At 70.5% G+C, this 16,019-nt stretch carries 14 protein-coding genes; 7 read left to right on the top strand and 7 right to left on the bottom strand.

Annotated features, from left to right (window positions below; translation table 11 throughout):
• The first annotated feature begins 72 nt into the window (after window positions 1–72).
• Window positions 73–465, top strand: coding sequence for a winged helix-turn-helix transcriptional regulator (locus tag ACFP2T_RS09375; protein WP_377419742.1), 393 nt, complete (start codon window positions 73–75; stop codon window positions 463–465).
• A gap of 16 nt (window positions 466–481) precedes the next feature.
• Here ACFP2T_RS09375 and ACFP2T_RS09370 read toward each other — a convergent pair whose 3' ends face one another.
• Entirely contained in the window at window positions 482–1,000 is a 519-nt protein-coding gene (locus ACFP2T_RS09370) for a hypothetical protein (protein WP_377419740.1), read from the bottom strand.
• Between the two features lie 425 nt (window positions 1,001–1,425).
• On the opposite strand from ACFP2T_RS09370, the gene ACFP2T_RS09365 reads away from it, so the two are divergent.
• Entirely contained in the window at window positions 1,426–4,347 is a 2,922-nt protein-coding gene (locus ACFP2T_RS09365) for a LamG-like jellyroll fold domain-containing protein (protein WP_377419738.1), read from the top strand.
• Between the two features lie 63 nt (window positions 4,348–4,410).
• Here the strand turns inward: ACFP2T_RS09365 and ACFP2T_RS09360 are convergent, their stop codons facing one another.
• The gene (locus ACFP2T_RS09360; protein ID WP_377419737.1) at window positions 4,411–5,481 is read right to left on the bottom strand and encodes a LacI family DNA-binding transcriptional regulator; all 1,071 of its coding nucleotides are present in this window, start codon (window positions 5,479–5,481) and stop codon (window positions 4,411–4,413) included.
• 237 nt (window positions 5,482–5,718) lie between these two features.
• Here ACFP2T_RS09360 and ACFP2T_RS09355 point away from each other — a divergent pair, with 237 nt between their 5' ends.
• Genes ACFP2T_RS09355 through ACFP2T_RS09340 form a run of 4 tightly spaced genes read left to right on the top strand, consistent with a single transcriptional unit; the run spans window position 5,719 to window position 10,914 of the window.
• Window positions 5,719–7,047 (top strand): ABC transporter substrate-binding protein, encoded by a 1,329-nt coding sequence (locus ACFP2T_RS09355; protein ID WP_377419735.1) that lies wholly within the window; start codon window positions 5,719–5,721, stop codon window positions 7,045–7,047.
• Between the two features lies 1 nt (window position 7,048).
• Window positions 7,049–7,969, top strand: a complete 921-nt coding sequence (locus ACFP2T_RS09350) for a carbohydrate ABC transporter permease (RefSeq protein ID WP_377419733.1) — start codon at window positions 7,049–7,051, stop codon at window positions 7,967–7,969.
• Between the two features lie 23 nt (window positions 7,970–7,992).
• On the top strand, window positions 7,993–8,826 hold the full coding sequence (locus ACFP2T_RS09345; protein WP_377419731.1) for a carbohydrate ABC transporter permease: 834 nt from the start codon (window positions 7,993–7,995) through the stop codon (window positions 8,824–8,826).
• A 57-nt stretch (window positions 8,827–8,883) separates the two neighbouring features.
• On the top strand, window positions 8,884–10,914 hold the full coding sequence (locus ACFP2T_RS09340; protein ID WP_377419729.1) for a glycoside hydrolase family 127 protein: 2,031 nt from the start codon (window positions 8,884–8,886) through the stop codon (window positions 10,912–10,914).
• 5 nt (window positions 10,915–10,919) lie between these two features.
• Here ACFP2T_RS09340 and ACFP2T_RS09335 read toward each other — a convergent pair whose 3' ends face one another.
• The 5 genes from ACFP2T_RS09335 to ACFP2T_RS09315 all read right to left on the bottom strand — a co-directional run bounded on the left by ACFP2T_RS09335 (window position 10,920) and on the right by ACFP2T_RS09315 (window position 14,665).
• Window positions 10,920–11,558 carry a hypothetical protein gene (locus tag ACFP2T_RS09335; RefSeq protein ID WP_377419727.1) on the bottom strand — a complete coding sequence of 213 codons (639 nt, stop codon included), beginning with the start codon at window positions 11,556–11,558 and terminating at the stop codon, window positions 10,920–10,922.
• Between the two features lie 97 nt (window positions 11,559–11,655).
• The gene (locus ACFP2T_RS09330; RefSeq protein WP_377419725.1) at window positions 11,656–12,303 is read right to left on the bottom strand and encodes a hypothetical protein; all 648 of its coding nucleotides are present in this window, start codon (window positions 12,301–12,303) and stop codon (window positions 11,656–11,658) included.
• A 22-nt stretch (window positions 12,304–12,325) separates the two neighbouring features.
• Window positions 12,326–12,805 (bottom strand): hypothetical protein, encoded by a 480-nt coding sequence (locus tag ACFP2T_RS09325; protein WP_377419723.1) that lies wholly within the window; start codon window positions 12,803–12,805, stop codon window positions 12,326–12,328.
• Between the two features lie 9 nt (window positions 12,806–12,814).
• On the bottom strand, window positions 12,815–13,537 hold the full coding sequence (locus tag ACFP2T_RS09320; protein ID WP_377419721.1) for a Crp/Fnr family transcriptional regulator: 723 nt from the start codon (window positions 13,535–13,537) through the stop codon (window positions 12,815–12,817).
• Window positions 13,538–13,621: 84 nt separating this feature from the next.
• Window positions 13,622–14,665 (bottom strand): LacI family DNA-binding transcriptional regulator, encoded by a 1,044-nt coding sequence (locus tag ACFP2T_RS09315; RefSeq protein WP_377419719.1) that lies wholly within the window; start codon window positions 14,663–14,665, stop codon window positions 13,622–13,624.
• 124 nt (window positions 14,666–14,789) lie between these two features.
• Between ACFP2T_RS09315 and ACFP2T_RS09310 the strand changes: the two genes are divergently transcribed.
• Window positions 14,790–16,013 (top strand): amino acid ABC transporter substrate-binding protein, encoded by a 1,224-nt coding sequence (locus tag ACFP2T_RS09310; RefSeq protein ID WP_377419717.1) that lies wholly within the window; start codon window positions 14,790–14,792, stop codon window positions 16,011–16,013.
• The last annotated feature ends 6 nt before the right edge of the window (window positions 16,014–16,019 follow it).

Genomic DNA, 16,019 nt, shown 5'->3' with positions numbered 1-16,019 from the left:
GATCGCCCGGCGTTGCCGGAGACGCTAGCCAGGCAGGTGGTTACCGATCGGATACCAGTTACGGTGGAGGGCGTGCGCGCGCCCCTTGATCCGGAGATGTTCGACCCGGTCTGCCCGACGGACCTGACGCCGATCCGATTCGGCGACAAGTGGGCCGGGATGATCATCCGCTGTCTGGAGCACGGCCCCCGGCGGTTCTCGGAACTCCGCGTCCCGCTGCGCGGCATCGCCGCGAAGACGCTCACCAAGTCGCTGCGGACCCTCGAACGGGACGGCCTGGTCGCCCGCCGGGCCCACAGCGAGCCGACCCGGCGGGTCGAGTACGAGCTGACCGCCCTTGGCCGCAGCCTGCTCCAGCCGATCGCCGCGGCGTGCGCGTGGGCTCAGGAGCACTGGGACGAGCTCATCGACGCACGCGAGGCGTCCTCGCTGCCCGCTCGCCCCGGCCAGGTGGCCCGAAGGTAGACCCGGGCATGTACGGTCAGGCCGGTGTCGGGAAGCCGTACCGGGCGGCATGCTCCGGGTCGGTCGGGTCGATCTGCCGGGTCCCCTCGTCGGCGAGCCGCTTGTTGATCTCGTCGAGGTGGTCGCGGACCAGCCCCGCCTCCTCCTCGGTGACCCTGCCCCGGTGCGGCTTGCCGGCGTGCTCCAGCGTGCTGTAGTCGGGGCGGTCGCTCTTCCGGGTCGCCTTCGGCGGTCGGATCCGCTCGGCGGTCCGCAGCAGCTGCGCCATCGGTACGTCGGTGGCCAGCGCGTCGAACTCGCTGGCGGTGAGCACCACCCGGCGGGGCTGGTCACCGTCCTGCCCGTCGTGGATCTCGACCACGGCGACGTCCAGGGCGGCGTCGTCGATGCTCTCGACCTCGACCGGCTCGGCCTCCAGTTGCACCGGTCCCGCGACCAGGTCGGGGTGCTCCAGTACGACGATCCGGACCACCTCGTCGGCGGTCTGGAGGACCTTGCCAGTGAAGTCGGAGACGTGAACGGTCCTCTTACCCATGCCTGAGCTCTCCTGTCCTGGCGGTACGGCCAGAGCCAGAAATTACCGGACAGGTGTGCGAACCGCCCGGCTGGGGGTCGGGTCTGTCCGGTTCACCCGGCGTGGGGCCGCACCCCGTAACAAGGCCGAAACTCTCGTTGACATCCCGCGTCGGTACCGCCTAGCCTCCTGGGAAACCGATTGCCTAATTTTCCTCCCTCGCCGGTTGTCCGCCCTTCCATCCGGGATGTCGCCGGGCTCGGGCCTCGGGCCACCGGACGCGTCGACGGCGCGGCCGCTGTGCCGGGCCCGCCAACGGGCACTGCCGGTCCCCGCGCGTACGCCGGGCATCCCCGCCGGGACCCACCCGTGGCCGCAGTCGACCGGCGCCCGGTTCGGCCAGCTCCACCCGGCTCCGGATCCGTCTGAAGTGAAGTGAGGTGCATGTGCGACACCGAACTCTGCGCGCCGCCGTCGCGGCGGCCATGCTGATCACCGCCGGGACCGCCGTGGCGGGTCGCGCCGCGCCGAGCCGGGCCGCCGGGCCGCCGGGCCGGGCTCCGATGGTGCTCGACGTCGACGTCTCCAAGCCGTTCAAGAAGGTCGACCACGCGGCATCGGGCTCCCTGTACGGCCTGGCCGACGAGGGCTGGCCCGCCGACCCGTGGATCGCCGCCGTCCGGCCCAAGATGTTCACCCAGCCGCCGCCGGGCGCGACCCACCAGCCCAACGGCGAGCCCGCACCGGTCGGCGACACCCTGAAGGTGTGGCCGGTGGCCAAGCGCCACGGAGCGACGGTCACCGTCCGGCTGCCCGACATCTTTCCCAGCTTCCCGTACCAGTGGCAGGGCGACGACTACTGGTACCAGCAGGTCGAGAAGATGGTCCGGGCCACCCTGGCGTCGGGGGCGGACAACATCTACGGGTACGAGATCTGGAACGAGCCACAGTGGACCTGGAACCCGAGCTGGGGCGACTTCGACGAGATGTGGGCCAGGACCTATCGGCTGATCCGCACGCTCGACCCGGACACCCCGATCATCGGCCCCAGCCACGACCGTGACTACGAGAGCGGGATGCGGGCCTTCCTGACCGCCGCGGTCGCATCCGGCACCGTGCCGGACATCATCTCCTGGCACGAACTCGGCACGGCGCGGGGGATCGACGTCGAGGGCCGCGTCGAGAGCTACCGCGAGTTGGAGAAGGAGTTCGGGATCGGCCCGCTGCCGATCAGCATCAACGAGTACGGTGCGCCGCGCGACGCCGGCGTTCCCGGCTGGCTGACGCGGTTCGTGGCCCGACTCGAACGGGCCGAGGTGGACACCGCCAACCTCGCCTTCTGGCACAAGCCGGGGCGGCTCGCCGACCTGCTGGTGCCGGTCGGCGGCGGCTCCGGCCCGGCGCGCCAGGCCGAACCCACCGGCAACTACTGGCTCTTCAAGTGGTACGGCGGAATGACCGGGAACATGGTCGAGACCACGCCACCGTCCCGGGCGGGCCGGGTGATCGAGGTGGGTGAGCCGACGCCGGCACCGGCGACGAGGGTGCCGGGCAGGGACGGATTCGGCAACGCGATCAAGCTGAACGGCACCGATCCCAACCGGTACGTGGAACTCCCGCCCGGGGTCCTCCGTGGACTGACCGACTTCACCGTCGCGACCTGGGTGAACCTGGCCTCGACGCCGGACTGGTCGAGGATCTTCGACTTCGGCGCGAGTACCCAGGTGAACATGTTCCTGACCCCGCGCTCGGGTGACGGCGCCACCAACAACGCCCTGCGCTTCTCGATCACCAACAACGGCGGCGCCGCCGAGCAGCAGATCAACGGCACCGGGCCGCTGCCCACCGGCTGGACCCACGTGGCGGTGACGAAGGCCGGGAACACCGGCACGCTGTACGTCAACGGCGAGCCGGTCGGCACCAACCCCAACCTCACGCTGAGCCCGTCCGACCTGGCCGGCGGCGACACCGCGAACAACTGGATCGGCCGCTCCCAGTACCCCGATCCGCTGCTCGACGGGACGGTCGACGACTTCCAGATCTTCGGTCGGGGCCTCGCGTCGGCCGAGGTCCGGTCGCTGATGGCCGCGCCCGGAGGCGCGGTAGGTGGCGGCGACGTGGCCTGGTACCGCCTCGACGAGACCGGTGGCGCCACCGCGACCGACTCGTCGGGCAACCAGCGGAACGGCACGGTCGTCACCCGGACCGAGGGCGTCGAGCGGCTGCCCGCGCCGGACGGCTTCGCCAGCGCCGATCCGCGTACCAGGACGGTCCGGGTCGTCTTTGGTGGCAGTGACGGCGACCTCCAACTCGCCGTCCGTGGCCTGTCCGCGCTGCGCGGTTTCGGCGGGAAGGCGAACGTGCAGGTGTTCGCCACCGAGTGGACCGGGACCGACGGCGTCTCCGAGGGCCCGGTATCGCTCTTCTCGGGAACCTATCCGGTACGCGACGGGAAGATCTCCGTTCCGCTCTCCGGACTGCGGAACTCGGACGCGTACCTGGCGGTGATCAGGCCGGACCGGGAGGCACCCGACCTCGCCGGGCCGGCGCGGCGCTACGAGGCCGAGGCGGCGGACCACCGGTCGTGGTCGACCGTGGACAGCCCGCTGGCGTCCGACAACCGGTACGTGCGACCGGGGCGGAGCGGTCACCGGGACCTCTCCTTCGTCGTCACGGCACCGGTGGCCGGCGCGTACGACCTGGACGTCCGCTACACCAACCCGTCGGGTTCGCCGGTCCGGGGCAGCGTGCTGACCAGCGCCGGAATCCGTACCGTCGACTACGCCCCGACCACCACGGCCGCGCCGTTCTCGACCAACCGGATCCAGGCGGTGCTGAGGAAGGGGCCGAACCGGGTCACGCTCCGGGTCGCGTCCCGCACCGTCGGGGTGGACCATCTCGACGTGTCGCCCTTCCGGATCCGGGTCGAGGCGGAACGGGGGGAGTGGTCGGGCGCGAGTCTGGTCACCATCGACATGGACGAGAACAACTTCTTCGCCCCGTACGTGTCGAACGACGCGTACGTCCGTGACCTCAGTCAGCCCGACAGCAACCTGCGGCTGCCCGTCACCGTGCCGGCCGCCGGTCGGTACCGGCTGAAGATCGGGTACTCCACCGCCGGCAGTGAGGCCGAACGGCGGGCGCAGACCAGGTCGGGTCACATCCTGCGGGTGGACGACGGTCCGTGGCAGGTCGTGTCGTACGCCCCGACGCAGTTCCGGGAGATGATCCGGCAGACCACGGCGATCGTCGACCTGCCCGCCGGGACGTCGACCATCACCCTGGCCAAGGGCCATCCCGACCATCCCGGGGCGCCCCAACCCGGAACGGTGGACCTGGACTACGTCGACGTGACACTTCCACGCTAGGTCGTACGGTGTGGTGCCGTGGCGGAGAACCGTTCCGCCACGGCACCACGGGCCCGGGGATGGTCAGGTACGAGGATGCGCGGCCGGCCGGTCCGGCGGCGCCGCGGCGGTCCCGGGGGCGGGCCGGACGGTGACCGCGGTCGACTCGCGCGCCACCAGCCGGCACGGTCGGTAGTGCCGGCCGGGTGCCGGCTGACCGTTGATCGCGGCCAGCAGCAGGTCGGCGGCGGCCCGGCCGACTCCTTCCAGGTCCATGTCGACGCTGGTCAGCGGCGGCTGGCAGGCCATCGCCATGACGTCCCAGTTGTCGAAGCCGACCAGGGCCACGTCGTCGGGGACCCGGCGGCCGGCCGCGCGCAGGCCGTCCGCGACACCGCGGGCGATCTGGTCGCTGCCGCAGAAGACCGCGTCGAAGTCGTATCCGTTGGCGAGCAGGGTGCCGGCGGCGTGCCGGCCCCACGCCTCACTCCACTCACCGAACATCGGCGGCGCGGAGAACTCCAGCCCCGCCTCGGCGAGCCGGCTCGCCGCCGTGGTGCAGCGGGTCGCCGCCGACTGGTGGTGCTCGGGGCCGCTGACGTGCGCGATCCGGCGCCGACCGACCGCGAGCAGGTGCTCGACCGCCTTGGTGGCGCCGTCGGCCTCGTCGACCAGCACCGAGCAGTCGTCGGGGTCGGTCGAGCTGATGAACGCGTAGACGACCGGCACGGGCAGGTCGGCCCGGACCGGAGGGCGCGGCTGTGCCCGCCGGCCGGTCACGATGATGCCGTCCACCCGGCGGCTCAGCAGCGTGTCGAGGTAGTACTGCTCCCGGATCGGGTCGTCGCGGCCGTCGCAGAGGAAGACGGACATCCGGCCGGCGCCGAGGGAGTCCTCGGCGCCGAGCATGACCGGGATGCTGAACCGGCCGATGGAGTCGGTGGTGATCATTCCGACCGTGTACGTCCGTCCGGCCTGCAGGCTGCGGGCGGCGGCGCTGGCCCGGAAGCCCAGCCGCTCGGCGGCCTCCCGTACGCGTTGTCGGGTTTCCGGGCGCATGGAGCCGCGGCCGTTCAACGCCTTCGATGCCGTGCCCACCGACACCGCCGCCAGCGCTGCCACGTCACTGATGGTCGGCGGATCACGGTGCGACACGTTTTCCTCCTGGTTTCCTTGATTGCGCAGCGAGCATAGCGCGTGCCTCGGCCGTCCCCCGGAACCTCACCGGGTCCCGGGGCAATGCACCGGAAACATCTATTGACCGCAATCAGCACCGGCACCTAACCTCCAACGCAAACGATTTCCTCAACTTTCCTGACCGGGTCCGACCCGCCGGCCGGAAACGCCGGAACGTGACCCGGCGACACCCTAGGCAGACAAACAGGAGGCACCATGTCCGGAGCTTCGGCACCGCCGAGATCGGGCCGGCGGGCCATCCCCCCGGCTCTGGCGCTGAAGGTCGCGCTGGCCGGCATGCTGGTGTTCGTCGCGGGTTGCCAACGCGGTCCCGCCGAGTCTTCGTCGGAGTCGACCGACCCGAAGGACGACGGCACCACCATCACCATGTGGACCCGCGCCCCGACGGCGACCTTCAGCGAGACGCTGATCGAGGCCTACAACAGCAGCCACAAGAACAAGGTCAAGCTGACCGTCATCCCGGCCGACTCCTACCAGCAGAAGGTCGGCACCGCGGCCGGTGCCCGGCAGCTGCCGGACGTGCTGGCCACCGACGTCGTCTACGCCCCGAACTACGCCGCCAAGGGCATGTACCTGGACCTGACCGACCGGGTCGACAAGTTGCCGTTCAAGGCGACCCTCGCACCGGCACACATGAAGACCGCGACGCACGAGAGCAAGGTCTTCGGTGTACCGCACGACATCGACCTGTCCGCGCTCTTCTACAACAAGGTCCTGTACGCCAGGGCGGGCCTGGACCCGAACAAGCCGCCGACCACCCTGGACGAGGTCTACGCACACGCCAAGAAGATCGACGCGCTCGGCGGCAAGGTCGACGGCTACTTCTTCGGCGGCGCCTGCCCCGGCTGCATGCTCTTCACCACCTGGCCGATGATCTGGGCCTCCGGCGCGACGGTGCTCAACGACGCGGGGACCGTGTCCACGGTGGACAACGAGCAGGCCGCGAAGGTCTACCGCCTCTACCGCACGATGTACGCCGAGGGGCTCGTCCCGCCGGCCGCCAAGAACGAGAACGGGCCCACCTGGACCCAGGCGTTCACCGACGGGCTGATCGGGATCCAGCCGATGGGCGCGACGTCCCTCCAGGCCATCAAGGAGAGCGCCGACGTGCAGGTCGGAGTGGCGCCGATCCCCGGGTTGACCGGTGGCTCCTCCTCGTTCGTCGGCGGCGACGTGCTGGGCATCAGCGCGAACAGCGAGCACGCCGCCCAGGCGTGGGACTTCATCTCCTGGACCCTGTCGGAACAGGCCCAGGTGGAGGTCATCGCCAAGAACCGGAACATCACCGTACGCAGCGACCTGGCCGACAACACGTACGCCCAGCGGGATCCCCGGTTGGCCACCTTCAACAAGCTGGCCGGCGAGGGGCAGACGCCGATCTCGGTCAACTTCGGCAAGACGTTCAACGACCCGAACGGACCCTGGACCGGCACCGTCACCGAGGCGGTCTTCGGCACCGGCGACGTCGCGACCGTACTCGGCCGGCACAACCCGGCGATCTCCGAGTCGTTGGCGACGAGCTGACATGGTCTCCACCCTGTCCCGCCGACCGGCGGTGGCGCCGCGGCGACGGGTCCCGGCCCGATCCGGGCTGAGCCGGACCCGTCGCCGCGCGGGGATGCTGTACGCGCTGCCGATGGCCACCATCGTCGCCGTGCTGTTCGTGGTACCGCTGGCGCTGATGATCTGGATCTCGTTCAACCACTGGCCGTTGATCGGCGCCTCCGCCCCGAACGGGGTGGAGAACTACGCGGCGCTGCGGGATCCGCTGCTGTTGCGGGCGATCGTCTTCACCGCCAGGTACACAGTGGTGACGACGGTCGTGCTCAGCCTGCTCGCGTTCGGCCTGGCGATGCTCGTCCAGGAGGCCCGGCCCGGGGTCGGACTGTTCCGGACGGTGTTCTTCCTGCCGGCCGCGGTCGGCCTGGCCTCGGCCAGCCTGCTGTTCTACGGCCTGTTCAACACCGCGTCGTCGCCGCTGAACAGGATCGTCGACGCGCTCGGCGGCGGCAGCGTCGACTGGCTGGGCTCCGGCGACAACGCACTCTGGTCCACGGTCGGGATGATCACGTGGCGGTTCGCCGGCTTCTACATGCTCATCCTGCTGACCGGCCTGCAAGGCATCGACCCCCTGCTCTACGAGGCGGCGCGCTGTGACGGCGCCAACCGGTGGCAGGTGCTGACCCGGGTGACGCTGCCGCTGCTGCGTCCCACCCTCGCGTTGATGATGGTGCTGTCGGTGACCGGTTCCCTGCTCGCCTTCGACCAGTTCTTCATCCTCACCGGCGGCCGGCACGAGACCGCCACCGTCGTGATCGGCATCTACCGCGAGGCGTTCCTGTCCCAGGATCTCGGCCGGGCCGCCGCGGTCTCGGTGGTCGTGCTGCTCGCCCTCATCCTGATCAACGGAGCGCAGTTGCGGCTGCTGCGCCGCGACAACCGCTGAACCCGGCCGGCTGGAGGACACCGATGCCCCGACGTACGCCGTACGAGCAGGCCAGGAAGGTCGGCCACTACACCACCTCGGCAACCCTCGCCGTGCTGTTCGTCCTGCCCATGCTCTGGACGCTGTTCGCCTCGGTCAACGGCCGGCAGGCCAACGACGGTTCGCCGGGATGGGGCGTCGCGAACTACGAACGGCTCGTCGACTACGGCATGGGGCTGGAGCGGTACCTGCTGAACACCGCCGCCGTGGCCGCCGTGACCGTGATCGTGACGGTGGTCGCCACGACCCTCGGCGGGTACGCCGTCGCCCGGTTCTCCTTTCCGGGCAAGAACCTGCTGTTCCTGGTGACGCTGGCGATCCTGATGGTGCCGTACACGACGATCCTGATCCCGCTGTACGTCTTCCTCGGCTGGATCGGGTTGCAGAACTCGCTGCTCGGGCTGGCCCTGGTCCTGGCCATGTTCCAGTTGCCGTTCGGGCTGTTCATGATGCGGAACTCGTTCGAGGCGCTGCCGGCCGAGTTGGAGGAGGCGGCGCTGATCGACGGCTGCACCACCACCGGGGCACTGTGGCGGGTGCTGATCCGGGGCGTGGCGCCCGGCATGGTCACCGTCGCGCTCTTCTCGTTCCTGGCCGCCTGGAACGAGTTCGTCGCACCGCTGATCTTCCTGACCGACGGGGACAAGTTCACCCTGCCGGTCGCGCTGTTCAACCTGCAGTCGGGAAGCCTCGGCTCGGTCGACTTCGGCGCGCTGCAATCCGGTGTGGTGACCGCCGCCGTGCCGTGCGTGCTGGTCTTCCTCCTGCTACAGCGTTACTACGTGCGCGGCTTCACCTCGGGAGCGCTCAAGGGCTGACCGGCCGCCCGCACCTGGAGACCCCACGACCACCACGCGCCTGGAGGACGAAGCCCGATGCTGCATCCGGAGGTACATCCCGACCCGACCGTCGCGTACCGGGTGGCGGCCCGGAGCGGCCCCGCCCAGCCGACGCCGGACGCCGTCGCCACGCTGCATCCGCTCGGGCTCGACGACGTACGGCTCGATCCGGCCGGGTTGCTCGGCCAGTGGCAGGCCCGGAACGCCGCCGCCACCCTGCCGCACTGCGTGGCCCAACTGCGAGAGGGCGGCGCGCTGGACAACCTGCGCCGGCTGCGTGGCGACGGCGACGTCGGCGCCTTCACCGGGATGTGGTTCTCCGACTCCGACGTCTACAAGACGCTGGAGGCGGCGGCGTGGGAACTCGCCCGCCCGCAGCCCGGCACCGAGCTGCGGGACTTCCTGGAGTCCACCGTCGCGCTGCTCGCGCAGGTGCAGGACGCGGACGGTTACCTCAACTCGTACGTGATGACCGAGCGGCCCGACCGGCGGTGGCAGGAACTGCACTGGAGCCACGAGCTGTACTGTGCCGGGCACCTCTTCCAGGCCGCGGTGGCGACCGCCCGGGTGGGCCTGGGCGACCTGCTGGAGACCGTCGCCCGGCGCCTCGCCGACCTGCTGCTCGACCGGTTCGGGCCGGACGGCGTCGAGGCGGTGTGCGGGCATCCGGAGGTCGAGACCGCGCTGGTCGAGCTGTACCGCACGACCGGGCACCGGCCCTACCTCGACCTGGCACGGCGGTTCGTCGACCTGCGCGGTCGCGGCCTGCTGAACGCGGAGCGGTTCGGCCCGGTGTACCTCCAGGACCACGTGCCGGTACGGGACGCCGAGGAGGTCGCCGGGCATGCCGTACGCCAGCTCTACCTGCTGGCCGGCGTGGTGGACGTGGCCGTGGAGACCGGCGACGCGTCACTGCTGGCGGCGGCACGCCGGCTCTGGGACAGCGCCTACCTGACCAAGACGTACGTCACCGGGGCACACGGCTCGCGGCACCGCGACGAGGCCTACGGCGACCCGTACGAACTGCCGCCGGACCGCGCCTACGCGGAGACCTGTGCGGCGGTCGCCAGCTTCCAGTGGAACTGGCGGATGCTGCTCGCCGACGGTGCACACCGGTACGCCGACGAGATGGAGCGGGTGCTCTACAACGCGGTCGCCGGGTCCACCGCCCTGGACGGTACGCACTTCTTCTACTCCAACCCGCTGCAACTGCGTACCGGTCACGACGGCTCCGACGAGGACGCACCGGGTCAGCGGATGCCCTGGTACGCGTGTGCCTGCTGCCCGCCGAACCTGGCCCGGCTGATGGCCTCGGTGCAGGCGTACACCGCCACCGGGGACGCGGAAGGGTTGCAGTTGCACCTGTACGCGGCCGGAACGCTCCACGCGACGGTGCACGGCCGGGCGGTCCGGATCACGGTGCGCACCGGGTACCCCTGGAGCGGTCGGGTGGAGGTCACCGTACGGGCGGAGTCGACCGAGCCGTGGACGCTGGCCCTGCGCGTTCCGGGCTGGTGCCAGGACTACCGGATCGAGGCCGACGGCGCGGACGTGACGGTCGGCGACGGGTACCTGCGGCTGACCCGGGACTGGTCGTCGTCCACCCCCGTGACGCTGGAGCTGGCCATGCCACCACGGCTGGTGGCGGCGCATCCGTACGTCGACGCCGTACGCGGCTGTCTCGCCCTGATGCGCGGTCCGCTCGTGTACTGCCTGGAACAGGCGGACCTGCCACCCGGAACGCGGCTGGAGGACGTCCGCCTCGACCCGGCGTCACCGATGGGAACCACCGCCCTTCCCGGCGGGCCGCCGGACGCCGTGGCGCTCACCGTCGGTGGCACCGTGGCGCGACCCGGCCCGGCGGGGCTCTACCGTGCCGGTGCCACGTCGCCGGACGGTCCCTCCGACCAGGTCACGCTCAGCGCGGTGCCGTACTTCCTCTGGGGCAACCGTGACCCCGGTCCGATGCGGGTCTGGATCCCCGTCGACACCGCCACCGCGCCGACCGGCGGGCGACCCCATCCCGGCGGCCCCGGCTCAACCGGCGGCCCCGCGCCGATCGGGTGAGAGGTTCAGCGCGCCCGATTCCCGGCATCGCCCGACACGAGCAGCGCGATCCCGCTCACCGCAGCGGCCAGGAAGGCGACCCCCGCGACCGGCACGGCGGCCAGCAGCGGCAGGCGCCAGCTCATCGCCATCGACACCAACGCGCCGAACAGTGGTCCCACCACCAGCGCCAGGACGGTCCCCGTGATGATCGCCCACGACGTCCGGTTCCGCCCGGCCGGCTGCTGCCGGACCAGGGCCGCCGTCACACCCCAGGCCAGGCCGGCGCCGAGGCCGGTGACCGCCCGCGCGACCAGCAGCAGAGCACCGCCGGGGCTGAACGTGGTCAGCAACGCCCCGAGGACCAGCAGGCTGATCCCGGGGAGCACGAGGGCGGTCGGCCAGCGCCCGCCGACCAGGAATCCGACTGCTGCCGTCGCCAGCGCCGGCAGCAGGTAGGCGAGGAAGACCCAGACCACCGCCAGCGCCGACAGCTGCATGTCCAGGCGCATCGACGTCCACTGCGGACCGACGGTGATGGTGAGCAGGGACGCGCCCAACCACGCGGCGAGCGTGGGCCCCGCCAGGACCCAGACCGGAAACGCGACGTCGCGTGAACCGTGCCCGGCAACCGCGTCAACGGAGCCGGAAGCTGGTGCAGTCACCGCGCCAGTGTACGACCGCGAGCCGGGCCCTCCCCGACTGGCACCCTCCGGCGACCGTGCGTCATGCCGACGGAACCGGACGTCAGCGCCTACCGGTTCAGTTGCCCCACTCGGCGCGAAGCACCTGCCAGGCGGCGGCAACCTGCTCGGCCAGCTCGCGTGCCGTGCGGTCCTGCCCGACAGCCAGCCGCTGCACCCGGTGCAGCCCCCACTCGTCCGGGACCTGACCTCGTGCGTAGCCGGCCACCACGGCCTCCTCCTCGGGGACGGCACACCGCGCGAGCTCGTCGGCGAGCCTGCCCAAACCGAGCAGCGGACCGCGCAACTGCTCCACCCCTCGGGCGGCCAACCGCTCGGCGTTCATCCGGAAGGTCGCGACGTCGAGGGCCGCGAGCCCGCGAGCCGTGAACGGGCCGTTGTTGCGCACCTGGTACGCGAGCACTTCGCCGTTTTCGAGAAGAGTACGAATCTGCTGGTACTCCGCGCGCCACATCTCCCGCCGCGCGATCCTCGCCTCGTGCGCCTCGCGCTCGACACGACGCGCCTCCTCCTGCTCGCGCTCGGCGGCCCGGTCGCGGAGTTGGATGACCCGCTGCCGCCAGGCGACGATCACGGCGACCACGATGCCGAGTACGCCGACGGCGCCCGGGACGAACGTCGGCCAGTCCTCGACACCGATCCCGCCTCCGGCAAGGATCTCCTGGAGGTGTGGGGAGCGCACTGCGATCCCTCCGGCGTGCATCATGAGCTTCCTCCCGCAGTGACGGTCACGCGATGGCGGGCACCAGCCGGCGGACCGTGGCGGTACGCGTCCGCAACTGGTGCAACCCCTCCAGGACACGGATGTCGGCCAGATCCTTCGGGCGCCCCAGCGCACGCTTGTAGGCGAGGACGTGCTCCAGCCGGACGAACCTGAGGCCCTCGATCACGTCCGCGCCGTCGATGAGCTCGTCGGTGTCGAGCAGCGGTGCGATCCATCGGGCGTACACCTCGATCCGGCCGCCCCAGAAGTGCATGGCACGGTCGCCGCTGACGGGTCCCACCCGAGGCTCGCCGATGGCGCAGGCGTGCTCCCACGCCGCCCTCCTGGCCACGACGTCCAGGTCACCGATGTCCCGGCGAAGGCCCCGAGCGAGCATCGGCCCACTCCCGAAAATCGCGAAGTCGCGGTCGTCGAACCCGAGTGAGACCAGACGGCGTAGCAGCGGGTGTTCGACCAGGTCGGCTACGACTGGGGCAGCGTGCACAGCGACTCCTTATGGTGTTCCGGCGTCCGACCGGTCGTCGGGGCGAGGTACCCGCTCACCGAGACTCGTCGTCTTCGCGTCCGCGATGTCCGAAATGGCCTGCCGGTCGACGATGGTGATGGCCTGGCGGCCCGTGTTCACGGCATTCGCGCGTTTCATCGCCCGGATCACCTGTTTCGCCGAGTCGAGAGAGACCCCGGCGATGTCCGCCAGATCCTGCTGGCTGAACCGCAGCAACGTCCCCTGCTCGCTGACGGCCCCCAACCCTCTGGCATCGAGTTCGAGGATGGCCTTGGCGAGCTTGCGCTCGGCGCCCAGCAGAGACTCGACGCTCTTCTGCGTGGCCTCGGCGAGTCGCTCCTCCGTGGCGTAGAGCTGCGCCAGGACGGCGCGTGGATGCTGGAGCAGGAAGGTCCTCCACCGGTCGGCCGACAGGAACAGCGCCTCGACATCGCTCAACGCGAACACGCTGGCCGAACGCGGCTTCATCCGGATGGAGGCCATCTCGCCCACCATCTCGCCGGGGCGCCTGATGCCGACGATGCGTCGTGGGGTTCCGGACACGACCTTCACGTGCCCGGTCCGGATCAGGAGCACGAAGTCGGTCGCCTCACCCTCGCCGACCAGGATGCTGCCCACCGGGTAGCGGATGACGGTCCCGATCCTTTCGAGAGAGGACCACTCCTCCTCGGTGTGGAGGGTCCCAGCGCTGTCTAGGTTGACGTATGCCACGAGTAAAGGTTAGCAATACACTTTGGAGCGAGCAATCCACGCCTGTAGATCAACTCGACGAAGCCGGTCCAGCCCGATGCGGGTTCAGGGTGCGGATGCGGGGCGCGCGGGTCCGGTCGAGTCGCGTACCACCAGGTTGTGTCCGGTGGACCTGCGCCGGGGCCGCTTCGAGCGCGGCTTGAGGGCCAGGTCCAGCACCATCCGGCCCATGTCCGTCATCGGTAGCCGGATCGTCGTCAGGCTCGGCGCGAGGTCGGCGGCCACCGAGACGTCGTTGAAGCCGACCACCGAGATCCGGTCCGGTACGCCGATCCGGTGCGCCCGCAGCGTCGAGAGCACCCCGATCGCCATCGAGTCGTTCAGTGCGATGATCGCGGTGGTGTCGGGGTGTTCCCGCAGGATCTGCTCGGCGGCGATCTGCCCGCCGTCGCGGGTGAAGTCGGCCCGGACGACCGGCAGGTCCTCGATGGCCAGCCCGTGCCGGCGCAGCGCGTCCGCCACTCCGGCCAGCCGGTCGAGAACGGTGGTGAGTCCGCCGGTGGCCGCCGCGATCGCGATCCGCCGGTGTCCCAGCCCCAGCAGGTGTTCGCCGAGCGCCCGTCCGCCGGCGGTGTTGTCGGGCAGTACGGCGTCGACGCCGAGGAAGTGCCGGCCGATGACCGCGACCCGGCCGCCGAGGCTCTGGTACGCCGACAGTTCGTGCCTGGCCTGCGCCTCGACCCGTGGGTCGGCGTACCCGGAGCCGGCGATCAGGATGATCCCGACCCGCTGGGCGATGAGGTGCCGTAGCTGCCGCAGTTCGTGGTCGGGGTCGCGGCCCGAGTGACAGATCTGCACCAGCAGGCCCTGTTCGCCGGCGACCTGGATGACGCCACCGGCGATCTCGGAGAAGTACGGGTCGTCGACCTGGTGGACCACGAGTCCCACGGTCGAGCTGGCGCCACCGGCCAGGGTCCGGGCGTACGGGTTCGCGACGTAGCCGAGTTCCTGCGAGACCAGACGTACCCGGTTGGCGACCTCCTCGCTGACTCCCTCCCGCCCGGCCAGCGCCCGGGACGCGGTCGCCAGCGACACACCGGCCCGCTCGGCGACGTCGACCAGGCGCAACCTCGGGCCAGGCTTGGGCATCGGTAACTCCCGGGAAACATGAACGACCGTTGGCGTAACTATTGCCAGTGACGTAGGCCACAGCCTAAGGTACGAAAGCGCTTACGTAAGCGCTTTCGTTACCTGCGGCAGAGGAGCGTCAGCGATGACATCCCGAGCGACACGCACGCGATGGGCAACGGCCTTCGGCGCGGCGATAGCACTCGCGCTGGCCGGATGTAGTGGCGACGACGGCGGGTCGGGCTCCACCGACGATCCGATCGTCGTCGGGATCTCGCTGCCGCTGACCGGAGACTTCTCCGAGCCCGGCAAGGGCGTGCAGCGCGGCTACGAGGCCTGGGCGAAGATCACGAACGACAAGGGTGGAGTGCTCGGCCGGCAGATCGAGCTGAAGATCCTCGACGACCAGTCCAATGCCGACCGGGTGGTCGCCGACTACGAACAGTTGATCGGCAAGGACAATGTCGACATCGTGGTGGGGCCGTTCTCGACCCGCCTGGTGGTCCCGGCGGCCCGGGTCGCCGAGGAGTACGGCATGTTGTTCGTCGAGCCGGCCGGCGCGGCGAACGAGGTCTTCCAACAGGGATTCAAGAACCTGTTCTATGCGGCTCCGGCCGTGGCCAACGACCACTACAACCACCTCGCCGAGTACCTGCTGGCGCTGCCGGCGGGCCAGCGCCCGACCACCGTGGCGTACGCGGCGATGGACGACCCGTTCGCCCAGGGCACCGCGTACGGGCTCAAGGCGAAGCTCGAGGCGGGCGGCGTCCGTACCGTCGTCAACGAGGTCTACCCGCCGAACACCACCGACTTCGGCAGCATCGCGGCGAAGATCGCGGCCGCCAAGGCCGACATGGTGGTGGGCGGCTCGCAGTACCAGGACGGCGTGAACCTGATCGTCGCCCTGCAACAGCTCGACTACCAGCCCAAGCTCGCCGCGTTCTCGACCGCGCCGACGAGCCCGGAGTTCGCCGCCGCGATCGGCAACAAGACCGAGGGCATCCTCTCGCCGACCGGCTACACGCAGAAGGCGCCGTACCCGAGCAACGTCGAGTTCGTCGAGAAGTACACCGCCCAGTTCGGCTCGGCACCGGAGGAGGACGAGGCGAACGCGTACACCACGGGTCAGGTCGTCGCCGCGGCCGTCACCGCGGTCGGCTGCGCCGAGCAGGGTGACTGCCAGAAGAAGCTGGTCGACTGGGTCCGGGGCAACAAGGTCGAGACCGTGGTCGGGCCGCTCACCTGGGACGCCACCGGCAAGCCCCAGGGCGCGCACATGATCCAGCAATGGGTCGGTGGGCAGATCCAGATCGTCCTGCCGGCCGAGGCGAAGGAGACCAACATCGTCTACCCGAAGCCGGCCTGGTGAGGTAGC

This window comes from Plantactinospora solaniradicis (assembly GCF_042658085.1).
Taxonomy (GTDB): domain Bacteria; phylum Actinomycetota; class Actinomycetes; order Mycobacteriales; family Micromonosporaceae; genus Plantactinospora; species Plantactinospora solaniradicis.
The sequence above is the reverse complement of the archived record's forward strand: the minus strand, read 5'-3'. Positions and strand labels throughout refer to the sequence as shown.